Below are 18,681 nucleotides of genomic sequence, written 5' to 3' on the forward strand. Positions count from 1 at the left end.
CGAGATAACCTAGCGGCTTGGCCCGCGTGGCGGGGGCGGATGGATGGATTGGCGGGCAACCGGGACCGCACCGCGGTCCCGGACGCCGAATACCCAGGTTACGACTTCGGCGTGACCGTGATAGTACCGTCCACCCAGGTGATGGTGCCGCCGGTGAAATCGCTCTGCTTGCCGCCGGGAATGTCCTTCTCGTCGCTGACCGGGTAACCGAGCTTGCCCTGCGCGCCGCCGTTGTCTTCCCACGCCTTGCGGATCTCACCCCAGACGATGTGCGGTTCGCCGTCCTTGGCCTCGTAGATCGTGCCGCCCGCGAAATCCTGGTACTCCCCGTCCTCGGGGGCCTTCTCCTCGACTTCCAGCGGGAGGCCGAGCGTGCCGGTGGGGCCGCCGAGCTGCACATACTTCTTGTAGATGTCGCCGTCGACGCTGATCTCACCGCCGGGTGTGGGGATCTTGGTTCCCTCGGCCGCGGCCGTGCCCGTGGTGGTCGTCGCGCTCCCTTCCGCGCGTGTTGTGGTGGCCCCGGCGCTGGTGCCGGGACTCAGCGCCGAGGTGACCATTCCGGTCATGCTGGCCATACCGGTCTTGGCGCTGTCGCCTTTGTCGTCATCGCCGCAGGCGGCCAAGACCAGCCCTGCCGCGGCGAGCACTGCGGTGAATCCAGCCGTTCGTCGAGCGAAGTGGTGCATGTCCATCCTCTCGCTGTGGGCTACCGGCACACCGCGCACTCCGTGACGGCGCCGCGCGTAGCCTCGGCCGATTGTCAGGCGATGACCCGGTGACCGACAGACGGTCACCGGGTCATACCGAACAGCTATCGCGGCGGATGATACCCACCGGATATGCCGTGAAACACAGCGCGAGAGGGCCGTGCGGGATCAGGCGTTCGGGCCGTACTCCTCCAGCATCTCGGTGACCAGCGCCGCGATCGGCGAGCGCTCGCTACGGGTCAGCGTGATGTGCGCGAAAAGCGGGTGACCTTTCAGCTTCTCGACCACCGCCGCGACACCGTCGTGCCTGCCGACACGCAGGTTGTCGCGCTGGGCCACGTCGTGGGTGAGCACCACCCGCGAGCCGGTTCCCAGGCGGCTGAGCACCGTGAGCAGCACGTTCCGCTCCAGCGACTGGGCCTCGTCCACGATCACGAAGGAGTCGTGCAGCGACCGCCCGCGAATGTGGGTCAGCGGCAACACCTCCAGCATGTCGCGGCTGAGCACCTCCTCCATCACCTCGCGGCTGGCCAGACCGTCGAGCGTGTCGAAGACCGCTTGGGCCCAGGGGCCCATCTTCTCGCTCTCGGTGCCGGGCAGATAGCCCAGCTCCTGGCCGCCCACCGCGTAGAGCGGACGGAAGACGACCACCTTGCGCTGCGTCCGCCGTTCCAGCACCGCCTCCAGGCCCGCGGTCAACGCCAGCGCCGACTTGCCCGTACCCGCTCGGCCACCCAGCGAGACGATGCCGACGCTCTCGTCCAGCAGCAGGTCGAGCGCGATGCGCTGCTCGGCGGAACGGCCGTGCAACCCGAACGCCTCGCGTTCGCGCACCAGCTGCACCCGCTTGTCCGGCGTGACCCGCCCCAGCGCACTGGAGCTGACGCCGAGCAACCGAACGCCGGTGTGGCAGGGCAGCTCTCGCGCTTCGTCCAGATCGATCACCGATTCGGCGTAGAGCTGATCGATGCGCGCGGTGCTTACATCGAGTTCCACCATGCCGGACCAGCCGGAGGTCACCACGTCCTGGGCGTGGTACTCGTCGGCGTGCAAACCCACCGCACTGGCCTTCACCCGCAGCGGGATGTCCTTGGACACCAACACCACTTCGCGGCCCTCGGCCGCGAGGTTGAGCGCACAGGCCAGGATCCGGGAGTCGTTGGTGTCGGTGCGGAAGCCGACCGGAAGGACCGCGGGATCGGTGTGGTTCAGTTCCACCTGCAACGTGCCGCCCTCGGTGCCGATCGGCACCTGCTGATCGAGCCTGCCGTACTGCAGGCGCAGATCGTCCAGATTGCGCAGGGCTTCTCGCGCGAACCAGCCCAGTTCGTGATGGTGCCTTTTGGCTTCGAGTTCACTGATGACCACCAGGGGTAATACCACGTCGTGTTCGCCGAACCGCGTGAAGGACCAAGGATCCGACAGCAGGACGGACGTGTCGATGACGAAGGTTGTGCCGGCTGATTGCGAGGGGCGGGCCCCCTTCGCGGCGGCTCCGCCTTTCGCGGAGCTGGAGTTCGCCGAGGGAGCGGAAACGGAGCGTGCAGCAGTCACGGTGGGCTCCTCTGTGTTCGCGCGGCAGTCGCACGAACGATCTCGCTGGACCGGTCCGTCCTGATGGACCCGACGTTGCCGTCAGGTGCCACGAGGGCCGGGTCCCGGCCCCCTCGTACTGAGTAGCTCAGTCACGGTCAGGACCTCCCGTACGAGCCACACCGCCGCGGCCCGCACACCCGACGCTACCTCCGATTACCATGTCCGCGCTCGGGGACCGGGAGGCGTGTCCGTGAACATGTCGTAAACCAGCACGTCGCGGCTATTCACCGCAGCACGTCCAGCAGCACCGGAACATGGCTGTGCGCCGGATCCTGTACGGCCGTGAGCAATGTGACCGGACCTTCGGCGGCCAGCTCCCGCAAATCCCGCAAATCTTGCTGAACTTCCGGCGCGGCGAGTTCGGCACGGTAGCGGCGGGCGAATTCCGCGCCCCGCGCGTCCCGGTCCGCGTGGAACCAGCGCCGCAACTCGGTGGACGGGGTGAGGTCCTTGGGCCAGCGATCGACCCGCGCTTGCGCTTTGGTGATACCCCTCGGCCAGAGCCGATCGACCAGCACCCGGGCGCCGTCGTCCGGGTCGGGGCTGTCGTAGACGCGCTTGACGCGGAAGCCGGGCTGCGGTTGCGGGGTCATAGCAGTCATCGCAGCACGCGGTCCGAGCGGCTACGGGATTCGCCACGCCGTCGCTGTCGGCCGATTCGACGGATAGAGTCGCTGGTATGTCCGGTAACGAGGATTTGGAGAAGCTGTCGTCGAAGGAGCTGCACGACCGGGCGATGAAGCTCGCCGTGCGACGCGGTGATGTGAAGTTCCTGTGGCGGTTGCTCACGTCGATCCCGGCGGCGGAAGCCGCCGCGGGCAATGTCGGCGAGAGCGAGGCGGACATCAAGTACGTGCTGCCCATGCTCGACGACTACGTCCACGCGGGTGACGGCGCGGTCGCCGAGGTGTTGCGGCCGGTCTACCTGGACTACTTGGCCCAGCACTCCTGAGGGCGGGTCAGCCGCGGGTCAGCGCGGCCCGCCAGAGGCCGGTGGCGGTGCCGCGCAGGAAGTTCCCCCAGCTGAAGTGGTCGTGCCACAGGATGATTCGGCCGTCGCGCAGTTCGAACGTGCCGGTGACCCAGAAACCGACCCGCACCGGCCCGAAGCGCAGGTAATCGGTGCGGTCGGTGAGCACGACGTCGCCGTCGGCCGCGATGTGGTGCAGGTCCACCCCGAAGCCGATCGAGTCGCGGCTCAGGCCGCGCAGCACGCCGCCGACCCGGCGAATGCCGCGCAGGTCGGGCAGCGAGGTGTTCTTCCAGACGATGTCCGGGTGCAGCAGGCCGATCGCCTCCTCGGAGGCGCCCATCTCCAGCGCGGCGAAGAACTCCCGCACGGTGGTGATCGAGTCCTGTCTCAGGTCGGGTTCGTCGGTCATGATCCGAGCGTAGGCCGCGCCGGTCATCCTCGGCGCGCGATGAGCACGGCCAGTCCGTCCAGAATGCGCGCGATGCCGAATCTCAGCGCACCCGCGCCTCCCGCGACCGCGCCTTCCTCGGCGAACGCGGCGGCCGCGGCCGGGTATCGTTCGGCAGCGGCCGCCACCATCTCGGCGAACTGCCCCGCGATCTGTTTCTCGAACTCCTCGGCGTCCGCCATCCGCACCTGCTGCGCCAGGCTGCGGGCGTGCCCGGTCAGCAGAACGATGGTGTCCAGACGTTCGGCGGTGGTGAGCCCGGTCCCGGCGAGCGCGCCCAGCGCGGCTTCCATCCAGGCCAGCTCGTTCGGACCGATCGGCCGCATGCCCACCAACGCCTCCAGCGACCAGGGATGATCGCGGAAGCGTTCGTAGATCGTCTCGCACCACACGGCCAGCAGATCCCGCCAAGCGTCCTGCGACGACTCCGCGCCCGCGCTCATCTCCGGCGGCGCGCCCAGCGCCGTGTCCAGCATCAGCGCGACGAGCTCGGCCTTGCCCGGCACGTAGCGGTACAGCGACATCTTCGTGAACCCGAGCCGCTCGGCCAGCCGCTGCATGGACAGGTGCCCCAGCCCTTCGGCGTCGGCCAGCTCGATGGCCTCCGCGACGATCCGCTCCAAGGACAGCGCTGGTTTGGGGCCCCGCTTGGGGCGCTGACCGGTGCCCCAGAGCAATTCGAGTGCGGTCGGTGTCGGCATGCCCGAAATCCTTCCGGAGAACGTCTTGACGTGAAACTGTGTCCACCATACTCTTATTCGAGTCCTACGGATACAGTTTCCATTGGACACAGATTCTGACGGGAGCTCATCATGCGCAACACCACCGTTCTCATCTCCGGCGCCAGCGTCGCCGGCCCCGCCCTGGCCTACTGGCTGCACCGCTACGGGTTCGCGGTCACCGTGGTGGAGCGCGCTCCGGCGCTGCGTCCCGGGGGCCAGGCGATCGACTTCAAGGGCCGTACCCACCGCACGGTGCTGGAGCGGATGGGCGTGCTGGAGGACATCGAGCAACGCAGGACGGGCACCACCGACACCGTGTTCGTGGACGAGCAGGGCACCCGGCTGGCCCTGATGTCGGGCGAATTCACCGGCGGCGACGTCGAGATCCTGCGCGGCGACCTGTCCGAGATCTTTTACCGGCGCACGGCCGACCACTGCGAATACCTGTTCGGCGATTCGATCACCGCACTCACCGAGAACGCGGACGGCGTCTACGTCGAGTTCGAGCACGCGGACGCCCGCACCTTCGACCTCGTCTTCGGCGCCGACGGCATCCACTCGCGGGTCCGCAGGCTGGCGTTCGGCCCCGAGCGCGACTTCGTGAAATACCTGGGTTACCACTACGCCGTCGCGGGCGCCAGCCCATGGAGCGGCAGGACCACCGGACCACGCGAACGGGTTACCGCGCACGCCCACAACGCTCCCGGACGACTCGCGATCAGCGGCGGACCGAAGGCACAGCAGATGTACATGTTCGCCTCCCCCGAACTCGACTACGGCCGGGACGACAGCGCGGCCCAGCGCCGCATCCTCGCGGAGACCTACGCCGAGGTGGGCTGGGAAGTACCGCGGATGCTCAGCGAGCTGGCCGGATTCGACGACTTCTACATGGACACGATCAGCCAGGTGCGTATGCCGCACGGATACACCAAGGGACGTGTCGCGCTGGTCGGCGACTCCGGATACGGGAACACGCTCGGAGGCTTCGGCACCGGGCTCGCCGTCGTCGGCGCGTACGTCATCGCGGGCGAATTGGCGACGGCCGACGGCGATCACACCGTGGCGTTCACCCGCTACGACGAGATCATGAAGCGCTACGCGAAGATCGCGGGCAACAGCAACGCCGGACGTTTCCTCGCGCCCAAGACCGCGCGCGGCATCAGCATGCGCAACTGGTTCCTCGGTTCCCGGCTGTTCGCGCTGATGACGAAATACAGTGACAACGCCGCCAACGACATCGATCTGAAGGACTACCCCGCACTGGTCGATGCGGCGAACGCGCGCTGAGCATTCGTCAGCGGCCTTGACAACGATCGGATCGGCCGCGCCCATCGGGATTCGGCACAACCTCCCAGTTCGGAACCGTCGCGCCGCCGACGACGAGCGGCACGACGGGACGCACCGAGAAGTCGGCTGTGTTTCGATGGAACCGGAGTGCGGCGGGACGCGTCTATAAGGTCAGACGGCACTGACGGAAGGGGCGGCGATGGCGGACAGCCCGTTTCCCGGGTACATCGAAGCTGCGAAAACCGGGGCGCTGCGGGTACGGATGGACCCGCAAGGGTTCGTGGAGATCGACCAGGCGTGCCAGGAGTTGATCGACCAGCTCACCGGCGCCCGTGCGGATGCTCGTGAACTCGGCGAGCAGACGCAGTGGGGATTGGGTGAGGACAATCCGCGTCTGTCGTCGGCGGCAGAACTGGTCCGGCTGTTCCGGGAGAAAGGGTTCGGCGGCCCGAACAACGCCTACGACACTCTGAACGAGTACCTCGCAGTCGCGGAGGAAATCCGGGCCATGTTCAAGGCGATCAGCGACGCCTATCAACGCACCGACAGCGAGTTCGCAGCGAAGATGCGGGAACTCCGCGTATGAACGGCCGTGGATACATACATCGTCGGCCCAGGGCGAGTTTCGTCGCCGCCTCCCTGCTGACTGTTCTGCTCACCGGTTGCGACGGCGAGACAACGTCATCGGAACCGCCGACATCGACGACGGGGGCGAATGGTCCGGGCACCGGGGCAAGCTCGAGCGTCGAGGCGGCCCCGCGGACAGCGTTCGATCCCTGCACCGCCCTGACGCCGCAGTTCTTGGCCGAGCATCAGTGGGACGCGCTGCCGCCCGCACCGAAGCAGAACAGCACCGGCGGCATCAGCTGGAAAGGCTGCCGGTATGTGGCGCGAGCCGGCTACAGCTTCACGATCCAAACAACAAACGGGACGCTCGACCAGGTGAAGGAGAAGTTTCCTTCGGCCGCAGGACTTCCCGTCGGAAGCCGAAATGCGTTGCGGTACGAAGCTCGACCGGATGTCCCTGGCGGCTGCACGATCAACGTCGAGATGCACGAAGGCTCCCTGTACATCCTCGTCGATGACCCGAGCGGCAAGCATCCACGCAAACTGTCACCGTGTGACAACGCCACCGATATCGCCCGAGCAATCGCACCACTGCTGCCCGCGGGCAGCTGAACACCGGGGGAAGCGATCATGAGACAGACCGACGGCCGCGCGATCACCAATCCGGAGAACGCGCACAGTTTCTCGCACGCGGAGATCAAGCAGGCCGCCGACGCGATGAATCCGGCCGGGCTCGAAGGAGCGTTCGCGGCGTGGTCGGCCATCGCGGCGGCGGTCACGAACGCGGGGCAGCAGTTCGAGAACGCGATCAAGAACGCGGTGGAACAGAACTGGGAGGGCGCGGCGGCCGACAGCGCGGTGCGCGGCGTGCGGGACTACGCGGCGCGGGTGGGCGAACTCGGCGAGGCCCTCGGCGCGCAGAGCCTGCCACTGTCGGCCGCAGCGGACGCGGCGGCCAAATTCAAAGCGTCGGTGCCGGAATTGGTGGACGTCTCGGCAGGCGCGGCGAATGCCGAACAGCGCAACTCGCGTGAGGAACAGGCCCGCGACGAGATGAACACCCAGTACATCCAGCCTTACGGGGCGACCGCTCCGGCCATTCCCACGCTGCCGCCACCGGTGGGTCCCGCCGCCACGACGCCGACCGGGATCGAGACGGGCACCGGTACGGCTGTGAACTCCGACGTGGGCGCACAGCCGGTGGACGCCGACCGCCCCACCGACACCTCTTCCTCCAGTGACGAGCCTTCATCCGAAGGCACCCCCTCGGCCGCTGACGTGGAGCAGGAAGGCACCTCGGACGAGCCTGTGCAGCCGACGGCGGAGGACACCGCGGAAACGACCACGCCACAGGCCGTCGCACAAGGCCAGAACACGGCGACAACCGCACCGTTATCCACTACGAGCGCACAGACGACGACAACCTCGGGCACGCCGTTCGTGTCCACGACGACGTCACCTACCAGCGCACCCGCCGCGGTCGTCCCCACCGCGTTCGACGGCAGACCGAACGGCACACCGGCCCGGCCGGGCACGCCCGGCGCGGCCGGAACTCCCGGCACAGCGGACAACGAGGCGCGGGCGGGCACTTCTCGCCCTGCCCAACCCACTACCCCCGGGGCGGCGAATCCGCAGACCACCACGGTGGGACGCCCGGCAGCGCCCGGCGGCGCGGGGTACTCGGGTATGGTCCCACCGGGGCTGCGCGGCAGGCGCACGGACGACGACGAGCACAAGTCGCCGAAGTACCTGCGCACCGAGGAACACGCGAAGGAGTTGCTCGGCGAAGTGCAGCCGACCGTGCCGCCCGCGCTGGGCGAGAAATGACGGCGCAGTGGTCGCTGTCGGCCGAGCAGTTCGCCGCGGCCTGGTTCGGCACGGGGCTGGATCGCATGCCGTTCCCGTTCAGATTCACCAGCCGGTTCCCCGGCCTGCACGAGTACCGGGAGTATCAACGGCAGTTTCGCGCCGAGCTGGGCCGCGACGAGCGTCTGCCCCTGCGCAGCGCGATCACCACGCTCGCCGGTCCCGACTGGCGCATCGAACTGTTCGGTTACGACAACACCCGCGATGGCGTCGAACTGCGCGCCGTCGCCGCTGGGACACGCACCGGATCCGGGGTGCTCGCCGTGCAGACGCCGGGCCCGGACGGCGGCCGAGTCCGGTTGCGCCGCTATCGAACCGATCAGCTCGCCACCGAATTGGCGCGCTTGCTGCCGGACACCCCGGCCGGAACGGTCGGCGAGAAGAGCTTCCTGCTCGACGACCTGAACGACGATCGCCCCGATGTGTTCGGAAACGCGCCGGCCAGTCAGGCCAAGGAACGCTACCGGCGTTTCTGGCGGCAATCGTGTACCACTCGCGGGACCGCGGTCGTGCTACTCGGCCCGCGCAACGCCGAACCGCTGCGCACCGGCCGCCTCCGCTGGATCGACACGGCCGATGGCCGCTACTGCGAGGTGCCCGCCAATCGCGCACTGATGATCCGCCCCGGCACCAGCGCCGACATCACCCGATACCTGGACGAGTCGATCGTGCGGGCCAAGGCGCGTCTGGACCGGTAGTCGCGACCGCTCGCCCCGAACAGCCCGGTTGCGAAGCGGGCGATACCCGGCAGCCGCCCCGTGATTCCGGCCGAATCTCCGCGGCGGAGTCCTGCCGCCCCTCCGTCCGAAGCACCCGCCGCTGAGGCCTCCCTTCAGCGGCGACGAGCGACACAGGCCGCGGCATTTCCCGAAAAGGAACCTCCCGGCTGCGCCACTCGCGGTTGTCCGAGTGGGTAGCGAGCGGCCGTCGGTTCAGGGCGGTTCACCTCGCGCCGCTGCGCGGAACCCGGCGTCAGCCCAGCAGGCGCCAGTCCTCGAGGCCGTCGTACAGCGGAACGTCCTGCGCCAGCTTGCTCACCCGGGCGCGCAGTGCGTCCAGGTCGGCGTTGCCGGCCAGCGCGCTCGCGATGATGTCGGCGACCTCGGCGAACTCGGTGTCGCCGAAGCCGCGGGTGGCCAGGGCGGCGGTGCCGATCCGCAGGCCGGAGGTGACCATCGGGGGCCGCGGGTCGAACGGAACGGCGTTGCGGTTCACGGTGATACCGATCTCGTGCAGCAGGTCCTCGCCCTGCTGGCCGTCGAGTTCGGAGTTGCGCAGGTCGACCAGCACCAGGTGCACGTCGGTGCCGCCGGTGAGCACGCTGACGCCCTTGTCCTTGACGTCGGCGGCGGTGAGCCGCTCGGCCAGGATCTTCGCGCCCGACAGGGTGCGCTCCTGACGGTTCTTGAACTCATCGCCCGCGGCGATCTTGAAGGCGACGGCCTTGGCGGCGATGGCGTGCATGAGCGGACCGCCCTGCTGGCCCGGGAACACCGCGCTGTTCAGCTTTTTCGCGTACTCCTGCTTGGCCAGGATGAGGCCGGAGCGCGGACCGCCGAGGGTCTTGTGCACGGTGGAGGACACCACGTCGGCGTAGGGCACCGGCGAGGGGTGCAGACCGGCGGCGACCAGGCCTGCGAAGTGCGCCATGTCCACCCACAGGTACGCGCCGACCTCGTCGGCGATCGAGCGGAACGCCGCGAAGTCCTGATGACGCGGGTAGGCCGACCAGCCCGCCACGATCACCTTCGGACGCGCCTGCAGGGCGATCTCGCGCACCTCGTCCATGTCGACGCGGTGGTCTTCCTTGCTCACCCCGTAGGAGTGCACCTCGTAGAGCTTGCCGGAGAAGTTCAGGCGCATGCCGTGCGTCAGGTGACCGCCGTGCGCGAGGTCGAGGCCGAGCAGCTTGTCGCCCGGGTCCATCAGCGACATCAGCACCGCGGCGTTGGCCTGCGCGCCGGAATGCGGCTGGACGTTGGCGAATTCGGCGCCGAACAGCTCCTTGGCGCGGTCGCGCGCCAGAGTCTCCACCACGTCGACGTGCTCGCAGCCGCCGTAGTAGCGCCGCCCCGGGTACCCCTCGGCGTACTTGTTGGTGAGCACGCTGCCCTGCGCCTGCAGCACCGCGCGCGGCACGAAGTTCTCCGAGGCGATCATCTCGAGTGTGTCGCGTTCGCGGGCGAGCTCGCCTGCCATCGCGGCAGCGAGCTCCGGATCGATCTCACCGAGAGACTGGGAATTGACAGAGGCGGTCGTCTGCGTCACGACCTCAGTCTATGGGCCGCGGGCCCGGCCCTAGAGCAGGGGGTTCACCCCGCCGGCGCGTCGGGCGGTACGGCCGTGACGTGTGACACTCCCTGCGCATGCCGCCACCCCACGGTCAGCGGGAGTCACCGTCCTCCGGGAGGTAGCTCTCCAACAGCACCGCGAGATGCCGCTGCGCGTCTTCCAGCGGTTGCGTGGACTTCATGGCCCGCGCCTGGATGATGGCTCCCTCCATCGCGCTGAACGCGAAACTGCTGAACGAGCGCGCGTCGGCGGCGGTCATGCCCGCCGAGACCAACGCAGCGCCGAGCCGCTCGTGCCAGGCGGCGAAGACCTCTCCCGCGGCCGCCTGCACCCGGGGCTCGGACTCGGCCAGCGCCGCCCCGACGACCGGGCACCCGGCGCGATAGCCGGTCTTCCGCAGCGCGGGCACCCACCAACCGAGCAGCGAATCGAACCAGCGGCGCGGCGGCGCGGCGGTGACCTTGTCGATCACCTCGCCGATCCGCGCGCCCGCCACCCGGGTCGCGGTCTCGACCAGCTCACTCTTCCCCGCCGGGAAGTGCTGGTAGAGCGAGTTGCGTGAGGCGTTGCTGCGTTCCAGCAGGGTGGCCAGGCCCGCGGCGTGCACACCCTGCTCGCGGACCAGTTCGATGGCGCTTTCGATCAGCCTGGCGCGCGGCCCCGCGGTCATGCGAACTCCTTGCTCGAGGGTTGCGTGAACCGATCGGTCCATGTTGCAATCATGGCAGATGTGGACCGATCGGTTCATCGAAAGGATGGGATTGATGTCCGAAGCCACGGTCGACCCGGCGCGACTGTCCGGTCTCGAACTTCTGCGCACCGCGATGAGCCGGACGGATCGCCCACCGTTCATCGGCGATCTGCTCGGCATGGAGGTCGACGAACTCGAACACGGCAAGGTGGTCTTCGCGCTGCGCACCCGGCCCGACTTCGCCAACCCGCTCGGTACCACCCACGGCGGCATCTGCGCGACGCTGCTCGACTCGGTGATGGGCTGCGCGGTGCACACCACACTGGAGCCCGGCGTCGGGTACACGACGCTGGAGCTGAAGATCAACTACATCCGGGCCGTGCCCACCGGCGGACAGCGCCTCACCGCCACCGGCACCACGATCCACGTGGGGCGCACCACCGCGACCGCCGAGGGACGGGTGGTCGACGAGCAGGGCCGCCTGGTCGCGCACGCGACCACCACCTGCGTCATCTTTCGCGCACAACAGTGACCCGAGGAGCACTGCCATGGCCGCACGAACACCGAGCGCCGCGGTACGCAAATTCCGGCGCGAACGCCTGATCGGCCGTTACCTGGTCAACCCGGCCGTCGGCCTGCTCGACCGGCTCGGCGTCCGGTCGCCGCTGATCGCCGAACTCGAGACCGTCGGCGCGCGATCGGGTCGGCCGCGGCGGGTGCCGGTCACCGCGTCGATCGACGAGACGGGCGCGTGGCTGATCTCGCAGCACGGCTACCGCTCCGGGTGGGCCCGCAACATCGCCGCCGACCCGCACGTGCGGCTGCGACAGGGCAGCCACTGGCGTACCGGCACGGCCGCCTTCGTGCCGGAGGACGATGTGGTTGCCCGCTCGCGCACGTTCGCCGAAGGGCGGGTCAAGGCCGCGGTCGCCGAACGAACCATGAAAGCCCTTGAGAGCGACCCGATCTCGGTGCGTATCACGTTCGCGGGCGCCTGAACCCGTGACCGCGTGGCCCGGCGTCTCGGACGCGGCGGCCGTGGGCCGGGGATCGCTCCAGAGCCGCGACCGCAGGGCCTGCCCCGCGCTGCTGCGCACTCTCTCGCTGCTGCGTCTCGACGGGCGGGCAGCCCTGCGCGGTCATCCGATAACCGCTCAGCCGGTTCCCGCCGGACACCGGCTCACGCGGCCGCGCGCAACGCTCCCGGCGTGAGCGGCTCGTCGAGCAGCCTGCGGAAGCGGTCGGCCCGGTCCTCGGCGTCGGCCGCGCGATCGAGCCACCCGCCCAGCAGTCGGTACCCCTCGACGTAGGTGGAGATGTACGCCCGCCACAGCGGCGAGGACAGGAAGCGCAGCGACTGGCGCGCCCGCTCGGGCGTCGTCAGGTTCCATTTCTGCAGGAACTCCGCCACCTCGTCGTGCGACCGCCCCCGATCGTGCAGCAGCAACGCGGCGTCCTGGCGCACGCTCAGCAGCTTGGCGGAGGCGTTCGAAAGGCGTTCGGCTCGTTCGCCGTCGAAGCGCAGCCCCAGGTCCGCGTAGATCTCCTGCGCCCACTTGCCCCAGCCGGGTCCGACGATCGAGCGCAGCGCCAGATCCGCGAGCCCCTCGGCCATCAGGCACTGCGGCGTGTTCACCAGGAACAACGTCTGCTCGGCCTGCCCGGTGGCGACCAGCCCGGCCTCCTTGCGGCAGTGCTCGGTGTGGTGCCCCGGGTAGGACTCGTGCGCGATCAACTGCGGCAGGTGCGCCATGTGCTGCTTCAGGTCGGAATTGATCGCGACCCGGGAGTGGTAGTTGCCCAGGTAGTAGTTGAACCCGGACCACGGCTTGTCCCCGACCACCTCGTAGGTGACGTGCTCGTGGTCGGGCAGCGGGTATCGGGCGCGGACCAATTCGCGCAGCGCGCCGGAGAACGCCTCGACGCAGGCCTGCAGACGCTCGGGCGGGATCTCGTCGGCCTTGCGGTGCGCGGCCACCCGTTCGGCCAGCGGACCGTCCCCCGCGAGCACCTCGTCCATCTGCCGGTGCGCGTCGCGGTAGTCGTCCACGTCGCCGGGCGCGATGTCGACGTCGAAGTAGGCGCTGACCTCCTCGACGAACCCGATATCGTCCCCGGCGAACTTCCGCCCGGAACACTCCAGCGCGCGCAGGTGCACGTCGAGGAATTCGGCGCGCTGCGGCGCCAGCCCGGCCTCCGGCACCGCGGCACGCAACTCGGCGGCACGGCGAGCCAGCTCACGCGGCTGCGGCGCGGACGCGTTCTGCACCTCGCGGCGCAGGGCTGGGTCGCCGGTATAGGCGTCGACGAACCCCTCCTCCAGCCGGTCGAAGGCGAGGCCGAGCCGCAAGTATTCGGTCACGAGCGCATGCGCATCCATGCCAGCCGACATTAGCGGTTCACACCTGGGGCATCGAGTCGGTTACCAACGGGTAGTGGTACCCCGCTCATCCCACGATGTTGACGCGGAGCAGAATTCGGCTATGCGGCGACAGCTAGACCGAATCTCACCGGATCCGCACCCGCACTGTGCGTGTTTGCCGAAATGGAGCGTCGGGTAAGTGGCACGAATGAGCGAGCCGAGTCCCTACGTGGAATTCGACCGGAAACAGTGGCGGACCCTGCGTAAATCGACTCCCCTGGTGCTCACCGAGGAAGAACTGATCGGCCTGCGCGGTCTCGGGGAACAGATCGATCTCGAGGAAGTCGCGGAGGTCTATCTTCCGCTCGCTCGTCTCATCCACCTGCAAGTGGCCGCCCGTCAGCGGCTGTTCGCCGCGACCGCGACCTTCCTCGGCGAAACCCACCCCGACCAGCAGGTACCGTTCGTGATCGGCGTCGCGGGCAGTGTCGCGGTGGGCAAGTCGACCACCGCGCGCGTGTTGCAGGCGCTGCTGGCGCGCTGGGATCACCACCCGCGGGTCGACCTGGTCACCACCGACGGATTTCTCTATCCCACCGCGGAACTCACCCGGCGCGGGATCATGCACCGCAAGGGTTTCCCGGAGAGCTACGACCGCCGCAAGCTGCTGCGATTCGTCACCGAGGTGAAATCCGGTGCGGCCGAAGTCTGCGCACCGGTCTATTCGCACATCTCCTATGACATCGTGTCGGGCAAGCAGCACTGTGTGCGCCAGCCCGACATTCTGATCGTGGAGGGTTTGAACGTGTTGCAGACCGGTCCGCGCCTGATGGTCTCGGATCTGTTCGACTTCTCGATCTACGTCGACGCGCGCATCGAGGACATCGAGAAGTGGTACGTGCAACGGTTTCTCACCCTGCGCAACACCGCTTTCGCCGATCCGAACGCGCATTTCCACCACTACTCCGGATTCACCGACGAACAGGCCACCGCCGCCGCGCAGGAGATCTGGAACAACACCAACCGGCCGAATCTGGTGGAGAACATTCTGCCCACCCGTCCGCGCGCCACCCTGGTGCTGCGCAAGGACGCCGATCACAGCATCAACCGGCTGCGGCTACGGAAATTGTGATTCCGCTTACAATTTCCACGCCTCGTCCAGGCGCCGGGCGACATCGATATCGCGGACCGCGGCGATGTGCGGCTTACGGATCTCGGCGGAGATGTAGCGGGCGACGAAACGCTTGATCTCGTGATCGACGCTGGCGAGGATGCGCAGCAGCTGCCCGCGCTTGGTGGCGGCGGCCACATCGACGCGCACGTCGTTCGGGCGCGGTTCGGCGATATCGATCACCACCCGCAGTGGCGCGGCCGTGCGTACCGTCAGGTGCAGGTCCACGGCGCCCTCGACGTGGAAGCGGTGCCGATCGACCGTCAAGTCCAGCAGCAGGTCGACCTCGAGCGGGATGATCAGCTCGAACGCGATCGGCTCGTCGCCGTGACGGCGCAGCCGGGACGCGCCGAGCTGAACCTCCGCGGTCACTTTGGCCAGGCGGCCCGGTCCGACGCCGATCGGGCCGAAATCGAAGGCCGTGCCGGTCAACTGCGCGAACGCGCCGGAGATGCGCTCTTCGGAGGCGGCGTACTCCAGGAAGCGTCTACCGAAATCGGCATAGCTGATGAAGTCGCCCGATTCGCGCCGGACGGCTTCGGCGGGCCGTTGGCCGAACGCGCTCATGAGACCGCACGGTACGCGAGAACGGCGGAGGTGGCGCCGAATTCACCGGGCCGAGATCGACTCAGACGCCGAAACGGCGATGGCGCGCGGCGAAGTCGCGCAGCGCCCGCAGGAAATCCACCCTCCGGAACTCCGGCCAATACGCCTCGGTGAACCATATCTCCGAGTATGCGCTCTGCCACAGCAGGAACCCGGACAGCCGCTGCTCGCCGGACGTGCGAATGACCAGGTCGGGGTCGGGCTGACCGGAGGTGTAGAGGTGCTGGCCGATGGCGTTCACGGTGATCGACTGGACCAGGTCCTCGCCGGTTTCGCCCGCGGCGATCTCCTGGCGGACCAGCGAGCGCACCGCGTCGGTGATCTCCTGCCTGCCTCCGTAGCCGACCGCGACGTTGACGTGCACCCCGTCGCGGCCGTCGGTGCGCTCGGCCGCGGTGCGCAACCGCTTGGCGATCAGCTCGGGGAAGCCGTCGAGCGAGCCGACGATGCGCACGCTCCAGTTCTGCTCCGGCGCCGACAGCTCCTCGACCACATCGGTGATCACCTCGAACAGCGTTTCCAGTTCGTCGGGATCGCGCTGCAGGTTCTCGGTGGACAGCAGGTAGACGGTCACCATCTCGATGCCCTCGGCCTCACACCAGCCGACCAGCTCGGCGATCTTCAACGCGCCGACCCGGTGGCCGTGACTGACGTCGGTGAAACCGTTCTCCCGCGCCCAGCGGCGATTGCCGTCACACATCACCGCGACGTGGCGGGGATGTTCTTTGCCGGCCAGCTGCCTGGACAGCCGGGCCTCGTAGATGCGATACGGCAGACCCCGCACCTGACTCGGAAGTTCCACGCGGGCAACCCTACGCCTCGGGGGCACGATCACGGCATCGACCGCGATAGGCCGGTAGAGTGGCCGGAAGCGTACAAGTTACGGTTGCGTAGGTTACTGACGGGTTAGCCGGCTCGTCGATACCGGGCCCGGCGCGGGGCCCCGAACAGACTCGTCCGGCTGCCCCTCGAGGAGGTACTCGTGTCCGAATCGGTCGGCGCCACCCACCAGGCACCGGTCACGCCGGCCCCCGGCTCGGCGGGCGAAGCGCTCGCCGAGGCGTTGGTCAAGCCGCGCATGCGGGGCTGGATCCATACCTGGGCCGTCGGCGTCGCGGCGATCGCGGCGGTCGTGCTGATCGCCACCGCCGCGAGGATCTCGGCGACCGCGGGATGGTCGACGCTGATCTACGGGCTCACCGTGTGCGGGCTGTTCGGCGTCAGCGCCGTCTACCACCGGGTGACCTGGCCGACCGCTCGCGCTCGCATCCGGATGAAGCGAGCCGACCACTCGATGATCTTCCTGTTCATCGCGGGCAGCTATACCCCCTTCGCCCTGCTCGGCTTGCCCGGACGCACCGGACAGACCCTGCTGACCGTGGTCTGGGCGGGCGCGCTGGCCGGAGTGGCGCTGAAACTCCTGTGGCCGACCGCTCCCCGCTGGGTGGGCGTTCCGCTGTATCTGCTGCTCGGCTGGGCCATCGTGCCGGTGGCCGGACAGCTGAACAACCAGATCGGCATCGCGCCGCTGATTCTGCTGCTCATCGGTGGCCTTCTCTACAGCGGCGGCGCGATCCTCTACGCCACCAAGTGGCCGAACCCGTGGCCGGACGTCTTCGGCCACCACGAGTTCTTCCACGCGGCCACGGTGCTCGCGGCACTGACCCATTACGCGGCGGTCTGGCTCGTCGTCTTGCGCTGAGCGCATAGAGTCGACAGGGGAGGTCGGACGAGGAGGGGCGGATCCCATGATCGCGAAGCTCGTCGTCTGGGCGCTCAAAGCCAGGGGTGGTCTGGCCGCGCTGGTCACCACGGCGAATCTCAGCGGACTCGCGGTGATCGTCACCCAGCTGTGGCTGAACGGGTTCCTCGGCAGGCTGGGCCCGGATTGGCCGCGGGCGCTGGCCTTCGTCGGCATCTACCCCGCCGTCGGGTTCGTGGCGGGCATCGTGCTGGCGGTGCGCGACCGCAAGACGTACTTCGGCTGGCTCGACGCCGCGCGCAAGCCGACCGAGGTGGAGGCGCGGCGCCTGCTGCACCTGCCGGTCGCCATCACCATGCGCGCGCTCGCGCTGTGGATTCCCGGCGTGATCGTGGCGACCGTGATCTTCGCGCAGCTGAGCCCGCACAACGACCCCGGCGTGACGGCGGCGCTGTTCACGATCGGCGCCTTCGAGTCGGCGGCGGTCACCTTCCTGATCGTGGACCGGTTGATCCGCCCGACGATTCCGGTGGTGGCCCGAGTGCTCGGCTGGACCATGCACTGGAGTTCCTCTGTGCTGGTGCGGGTCGTGCTGACCTGGGCCGTGGCGGCGGCGCTTCCGCTGCTCATGCTGATCGTCGTGCTGGCCGACCCGGCGGCGGCCGCGTCCGACCGGGTGCGCACCGCCATCTACCTGTCCGGGGTCGGCATCGGCGTCGGCGCGCTGGCCACGGCATTCCTCGCTCGCGCGGTCGCCGCGCCGATGCGCACCCTGCGCCAGGCCCTGGACCGGATCGCCCAGGGTGACTGGGGAGCCCGAGTGCCGATCGGCAGTACCAGCGAGATCGGCAGGTTGGAGCATTCGGTCAACGAGCTGGCCGCGAACCTGCGCGAACGCGATCGGATGCGGGAGGTGTTCGGCAGGCATGTCGGGACGGAGGTGGCCGAGCGCGCGCTCGCGGGCGGAGCGGACCTCACCGGCGACGTGCGCGAGGTGTCGGCGCTGTTCGTCGACGTGACCGGGTCGGTGGAGCTGTCCACCGGGTTGCCGCCGCAGGAGTTCGTGGCCAAACTCAACCGGCTGCTCGCGATCGTCGTCGCGGCGACCGAGGAGAACAACGGCCTGGTCAACAAGTTCGAGGGCGACGCGGCACTGTGTGTCTTCGGTGCGCCGATCGCGCTGCGCGACAACGCGACCCCTGCCCTGCGGGCGGCGCGGCGCATCCGGGACGAGGTGCTCGCCACCGGCGAACTCGACATCGGGATCGGCGTCGCACACGGACCGGTCTTCGCGGGCGACGTCGGCTCCGACACCCGGCTCGAGTTCACGGTGATCGGCGACGCGGTCAACGAGGCCGCCCGCCTCACCACGGCGGCCAAAGAGGTGCCGCGGCGAATCCTGGTCAGCCAGGCGGTGATCGAAGCCGGCGCGGAACACGAACGCGCCAAATGGACGTTCTACGACACCATCGTGCTACGCGGCATGAAGGAGCCGACGGTCTGCTGGACCGACATCGACAGTTCCGGCACGCGGCCCGAGTACACGAACACCCGCACCGATCAGCCCGAGCTGCCGCCGGACCCCAATCCCATCATCGAAATCCACACCGCAGCACCCGAGCCCGAGGCTGCCAGGACCCCGGACACCGAACTCGACGCCCCACCTCGTCGTTAGACCCTGGCTCCCT

Annotated in this window: 21 protein-coding genes; 11 read left to right on the top strand and 10 right to left on the bottom strand. The window is 68.7% G+C overall.

Features of this window, described 5'->3' with window-relative positions; translation table 11 throughout:
* Positions 1 to 98: 98 nt before the first annotated feature.
* The 3 genes from ABZ420_RS14115 to ABZ420_RS14125 all read right to left on the bottom strand — a co-directional run bounded on the left by ABZ420_RS14115 (position 99) and on the right by ABZ420_RS14125 (position 2,899).
* A complete protein-coding gene (locus ABZ420_RS14115) occupies positions 99 to 689 on the bottom strand; it encodes an esterase (protein WP_357121755.1) in 591 nt (196 codons plus the stop codon).
* Positions 690 to 878: 189 nt separating this feature from the next.
* Positions 879 to 2,264 carry a PhoH family protein gene (locus ABZ420_RS14120; protein WP_357036043.1) on the bottom strand — a complete coding sequence of 462 codons (1,386 nt, stop codon included), beginning with the start codon at positions 2,262 to 2,264 and terminating at the stop codon, positions 879 to 881.
* 266 nt (positions 2,265 to 2,530) lie between these two features.
* Entirely contained in the window at positions 2,531 to 2,899 is a 369-nt protein-coding gene (locus ABZ420_RS14125) for a DUF488 family protein (protein ID WP_357036040.1), read from the bottom strand.
* Positions 2,900 to 2,985: 86 nt separating this feature from the next.
* On the opposite strand from ABZ420_RS14125, the gene ABZ420_RS14130 reads away from it, so the two are divergent.
* Entirely contained in the window at positions 2,986 to 3,258 is a 273-nt protein-coding gene (locus ABZ420_RS14130) for a hypothetical protein (RefSeq protein ID WP_039800723.1), read from the top strand.
* 7 nt (positions 3,259 to 3,265) lie between these two features.
* On the opposite strand, the gene ABZ420_RS14135 is transcribed toward ABZ420_RS14130, so the two are convergent.
* Together ABZ420_RS14135 and ABZ420_RS14140 are read right to left on the bottom strand one after the other, a co-directional pair.
* On the bottom strand, positions 3,266 to 3,688 hold the full coding sequence (locus tag ABZ420_RS14135; RefSeq protein WP_357121757.1) for a limonene-1,2-epoxide hydrolase family protein: 423 nt from the start codon (positions 3,686 to 3,688) through the stop codon (positions 3,266 to 3,268).
* A 23-nt stretch (positions 3,689 to 3,711) separates the two neighbouring features.
* Entirely contained in the window at positions 3,712 to 4,428 is a 717-nt protein-coding gene (locus ABZ420_RS14140; RefSeq protein ID WP_357121760.1) for a TetR/AcrR family transcriptional regulator, read from the bottom strand.
* Between the two features lie 111 nt (positions 4,429 to 4,539).
* On the opposite strand from ABZ420_RS14140, the gene ABZ420_RS14145 reads away from it, so the two are divergent.
* The 5 genes from ABZ420_RS14145 to ABZ420_RS14165 all read left to right on the top strand — a co-directional run bounded on the left by ABZ420_RS14145 (position 4,540) and on the right by ABZ420_RS14165 (position 8,867).
* Entirely contained in the window at positions 4,540 to 5,736 is a 1,197-nt protein-coding gene (locus ABZ420_RS14145) for an FAD-dependent monooxygenase (protein ID WP_357121763.1), read from the top strand.
* A gap of 199 nt (positions 5,737 to 5,935) precedes the next feature.
* Positions 5,936 to 6,322 carry a hypothetical protein gene (locus ABZ420_RS14150; RefSeq protein ID WP_157172876.1) on the top strand — a complete coding sequence of 129 codons (387 nt, stop codon included), beginning with the start codon at positions 5,936 to 5,938 and terminating at the stop codon, positions 6,320 to 6,322.
* Entirely contained in the window at positions 6,319 to 6,915 is a 597-nt protein-coding gene (locus ABZ420_RS14155) for a DUF3558 domain-containing protein (RefSeq protein ID WP_357121767.1), read from the top strand. The genes ABZ420_RS14150 and ABZ420_RS14155 overlap by 4 nt, the downstream gene beginning before the upstream one ends.
* A gap of 18 nt (positions 6,916 to 6,933) precedes the next feature.
* Positions 6,934 to 8,130: a hypothetical protein gene (locus ABZ420_RS14160; protein ID WP_357121769.1), complete on the top strand. Its 1,197-nt coding sequence runs from the start codon at positions 6,934 to 6,936 to the stop codon at positions 8,128 to 8,130.
* Positions 8,127 to 8,867 (top strand): ESX secretion-associated protein EspG, encoded by a 741-nt coding sequence (locus ABZ420_RS14165; RefSeq protein WP_357121772.1) that lies wholly within the window; start codon positions 8,127 to 8,129, stop codon positions 8,865 to 8,867. Before ABZ420_RS14160 ends, ABZ420_RS14165 begins: the two co-directional genes overlap by 4 nt.
* Positions 8,868 to 9,141: 274 nt before the next feature.
* Here ABZ420_RS14165 and glyA read toward each other — a convergent pair whose 3' ends face one another.
* Together glyA and ABZ420_RS14175 are read right to left on the bottom strand one after the other, a co-directional pair.
* The gene (gene glyA / locus ABZ420_RS14170) at positions 9,142 to 10,437 is read right to left on the bottom strand and encodes a serine hydroxymethyltransferase (protein WP_357121774.1); all 1,296 of its coding nucleotides are present in this window, start codon (positions 10,435 to 10,437) and stop codon (positions 9,142 to 9,144) included.
* A gap of 115 nt (positions 10,438 to 10,552) precedes the next feature.
* Positions 10,553 to 11,131 carry a TetR/AcrR family transcriptional regulator gene (locus ABZ420_RS14175; protein WP_357121777.1) on the bottom strand — a complete coding sequence of 193 codons (579 nt, stop codon included), beginning with the start codon at positions 11,129 to 11,131 and terminating at the stop codon, positions 10,553 to 10,555.
* Between the two features lie 85 nt (positions 11,132 to 11,216).
* Here ABZ420_RS14175 and ABZ420_RS14180 point away from each other — a divergent pair, with 85 nt between their 5' ends.
* Together ABZ420_RS14180 and ABZ420_RS14185 are read left to right on the top strand one after the other, a co-directional pair.
* Positions 11,217 to 11,684, top strand: coding sequence for a PaaI family thioesterase (locus ABZ420_RS14180; protein ID WP_040869741.1), 468 nt, complete (start codon positions 11,217 to 11,219; stop codon positions 11,682 to 11,684).
* Positions 11,685 to 11,700: 16 nt separating this feature from the next.
* Complete coding sequence (locus ABZ420_RS14185; protein ID WP_357121781.1) at positions 11,701 to 12,150, top strand: nitroreductase family deazaflavin-dependent oxidoreductase; 450 nt, start codon at positions 11,701 to 11,703, stop codon at positions 12,148 to 12,150.
* Between the two features lie 182 nt (positions 12,151 to 12,332).
* On the opposite strand, the gene ABZ420_RS14190 is transcribed toward ABZ420_RS14185, so the two are convergent.
* Positions 12,333 to 13,532, bottom strand: a complete 1,200-nt coding sequence (locus ABZ420_RS14190; RefSeq protein ID WP_357121784.1) for a DUF885 domain-containing protein — start codon at positions 13,530 to 13,532, stop codon at positions 12,333 to 12,335.
* Positions 13,533 to 13,713: 181 nt separating this feature from the next.
* Between ABZ420_RS14190 and coaA the strand changes: the two genes are divergently transcribed.
* Positions 13,714 to 14,646: a type I pantothenate kinase gene (gene coaA, locus ABZ420_RS14195; RefSeq protein ID WP_040869612.1), complete on the top strand. Its 933-nt coding sequence runs from the start codon at positions 13,714 to 13,716 to the stop codon at positions 14,644 to 14,646.
* A gap of 6 nt (positions 14,647 to 14,652) precedes the next feature.
* Here the strand turns inward: coaA and ABZ420_RS14200 are convergent, their stop codons facing one another.
* Positions 14,653 to 15,252, bottom strand: coding sequence for a hypothetical protein (locus ABZ420_RS14200; RefSeq protein ID WP_357121787.1), 600 nt, complete (start codon positions 15,250 to 15,252; stop codon positions 14,653 to 14,655).
* 61 nt (positions 15,253 to 15,313) lie between these two features.
* A complete protein-coding gene (locus ABZ420_RS14205) occupies positions 15,314 to 16,093 on the bottom strand; it encodes an isoprenyl transferase (RefSeq protein ID WP_357121790.1) in 780 nt (259 codons plus the stop codon).
* Between the two features lie 261 nt (positions 16,094 to 16,354).
* Between ABZ420_RS14205 and ABZ420_RS14210 the strand changes: the two genes are divergently transcribed.
* Together ABZ420_RS14210 and ABZ420_RS14215 are read left to right on the top strand one after the other, a co-directional pair.
* Positions 16,355 to 16,993 (top strand): hemolysin III family protein, encoded by a 639-nt coding sequence (locus tag ABZ420_RS14210; RefSeq protein ID WP_357122117.1) that lies wholly within the window; start codon positions 16,355 to 16,357, stop codon positions 16,991 to 16,993.
* Positions 16,994 to 17,039: 46 nt separating this feature from the next.
* Entirely contained in the window at positions 17,040 to 18,668 is a 1,629-nt protein-coding gene (locus ABZ420_RS14215; protein WP_357121793.1) for an adenylate/guanylate cyclase domain-containing protein, read from the top strand.
* Positions 18,669 to 18,681: the final 13 nt, after the last annotated feature.

The sequence above is a fragment of the Nocardia sp. NPDC005745 genome (genome assembly GCF_040630775.1).
Classification (GTDB): Bacteria; Actinomycetota; Actinomycetes; order Mycobacteriales; family Mycobacteriaceae; genus Nocardia.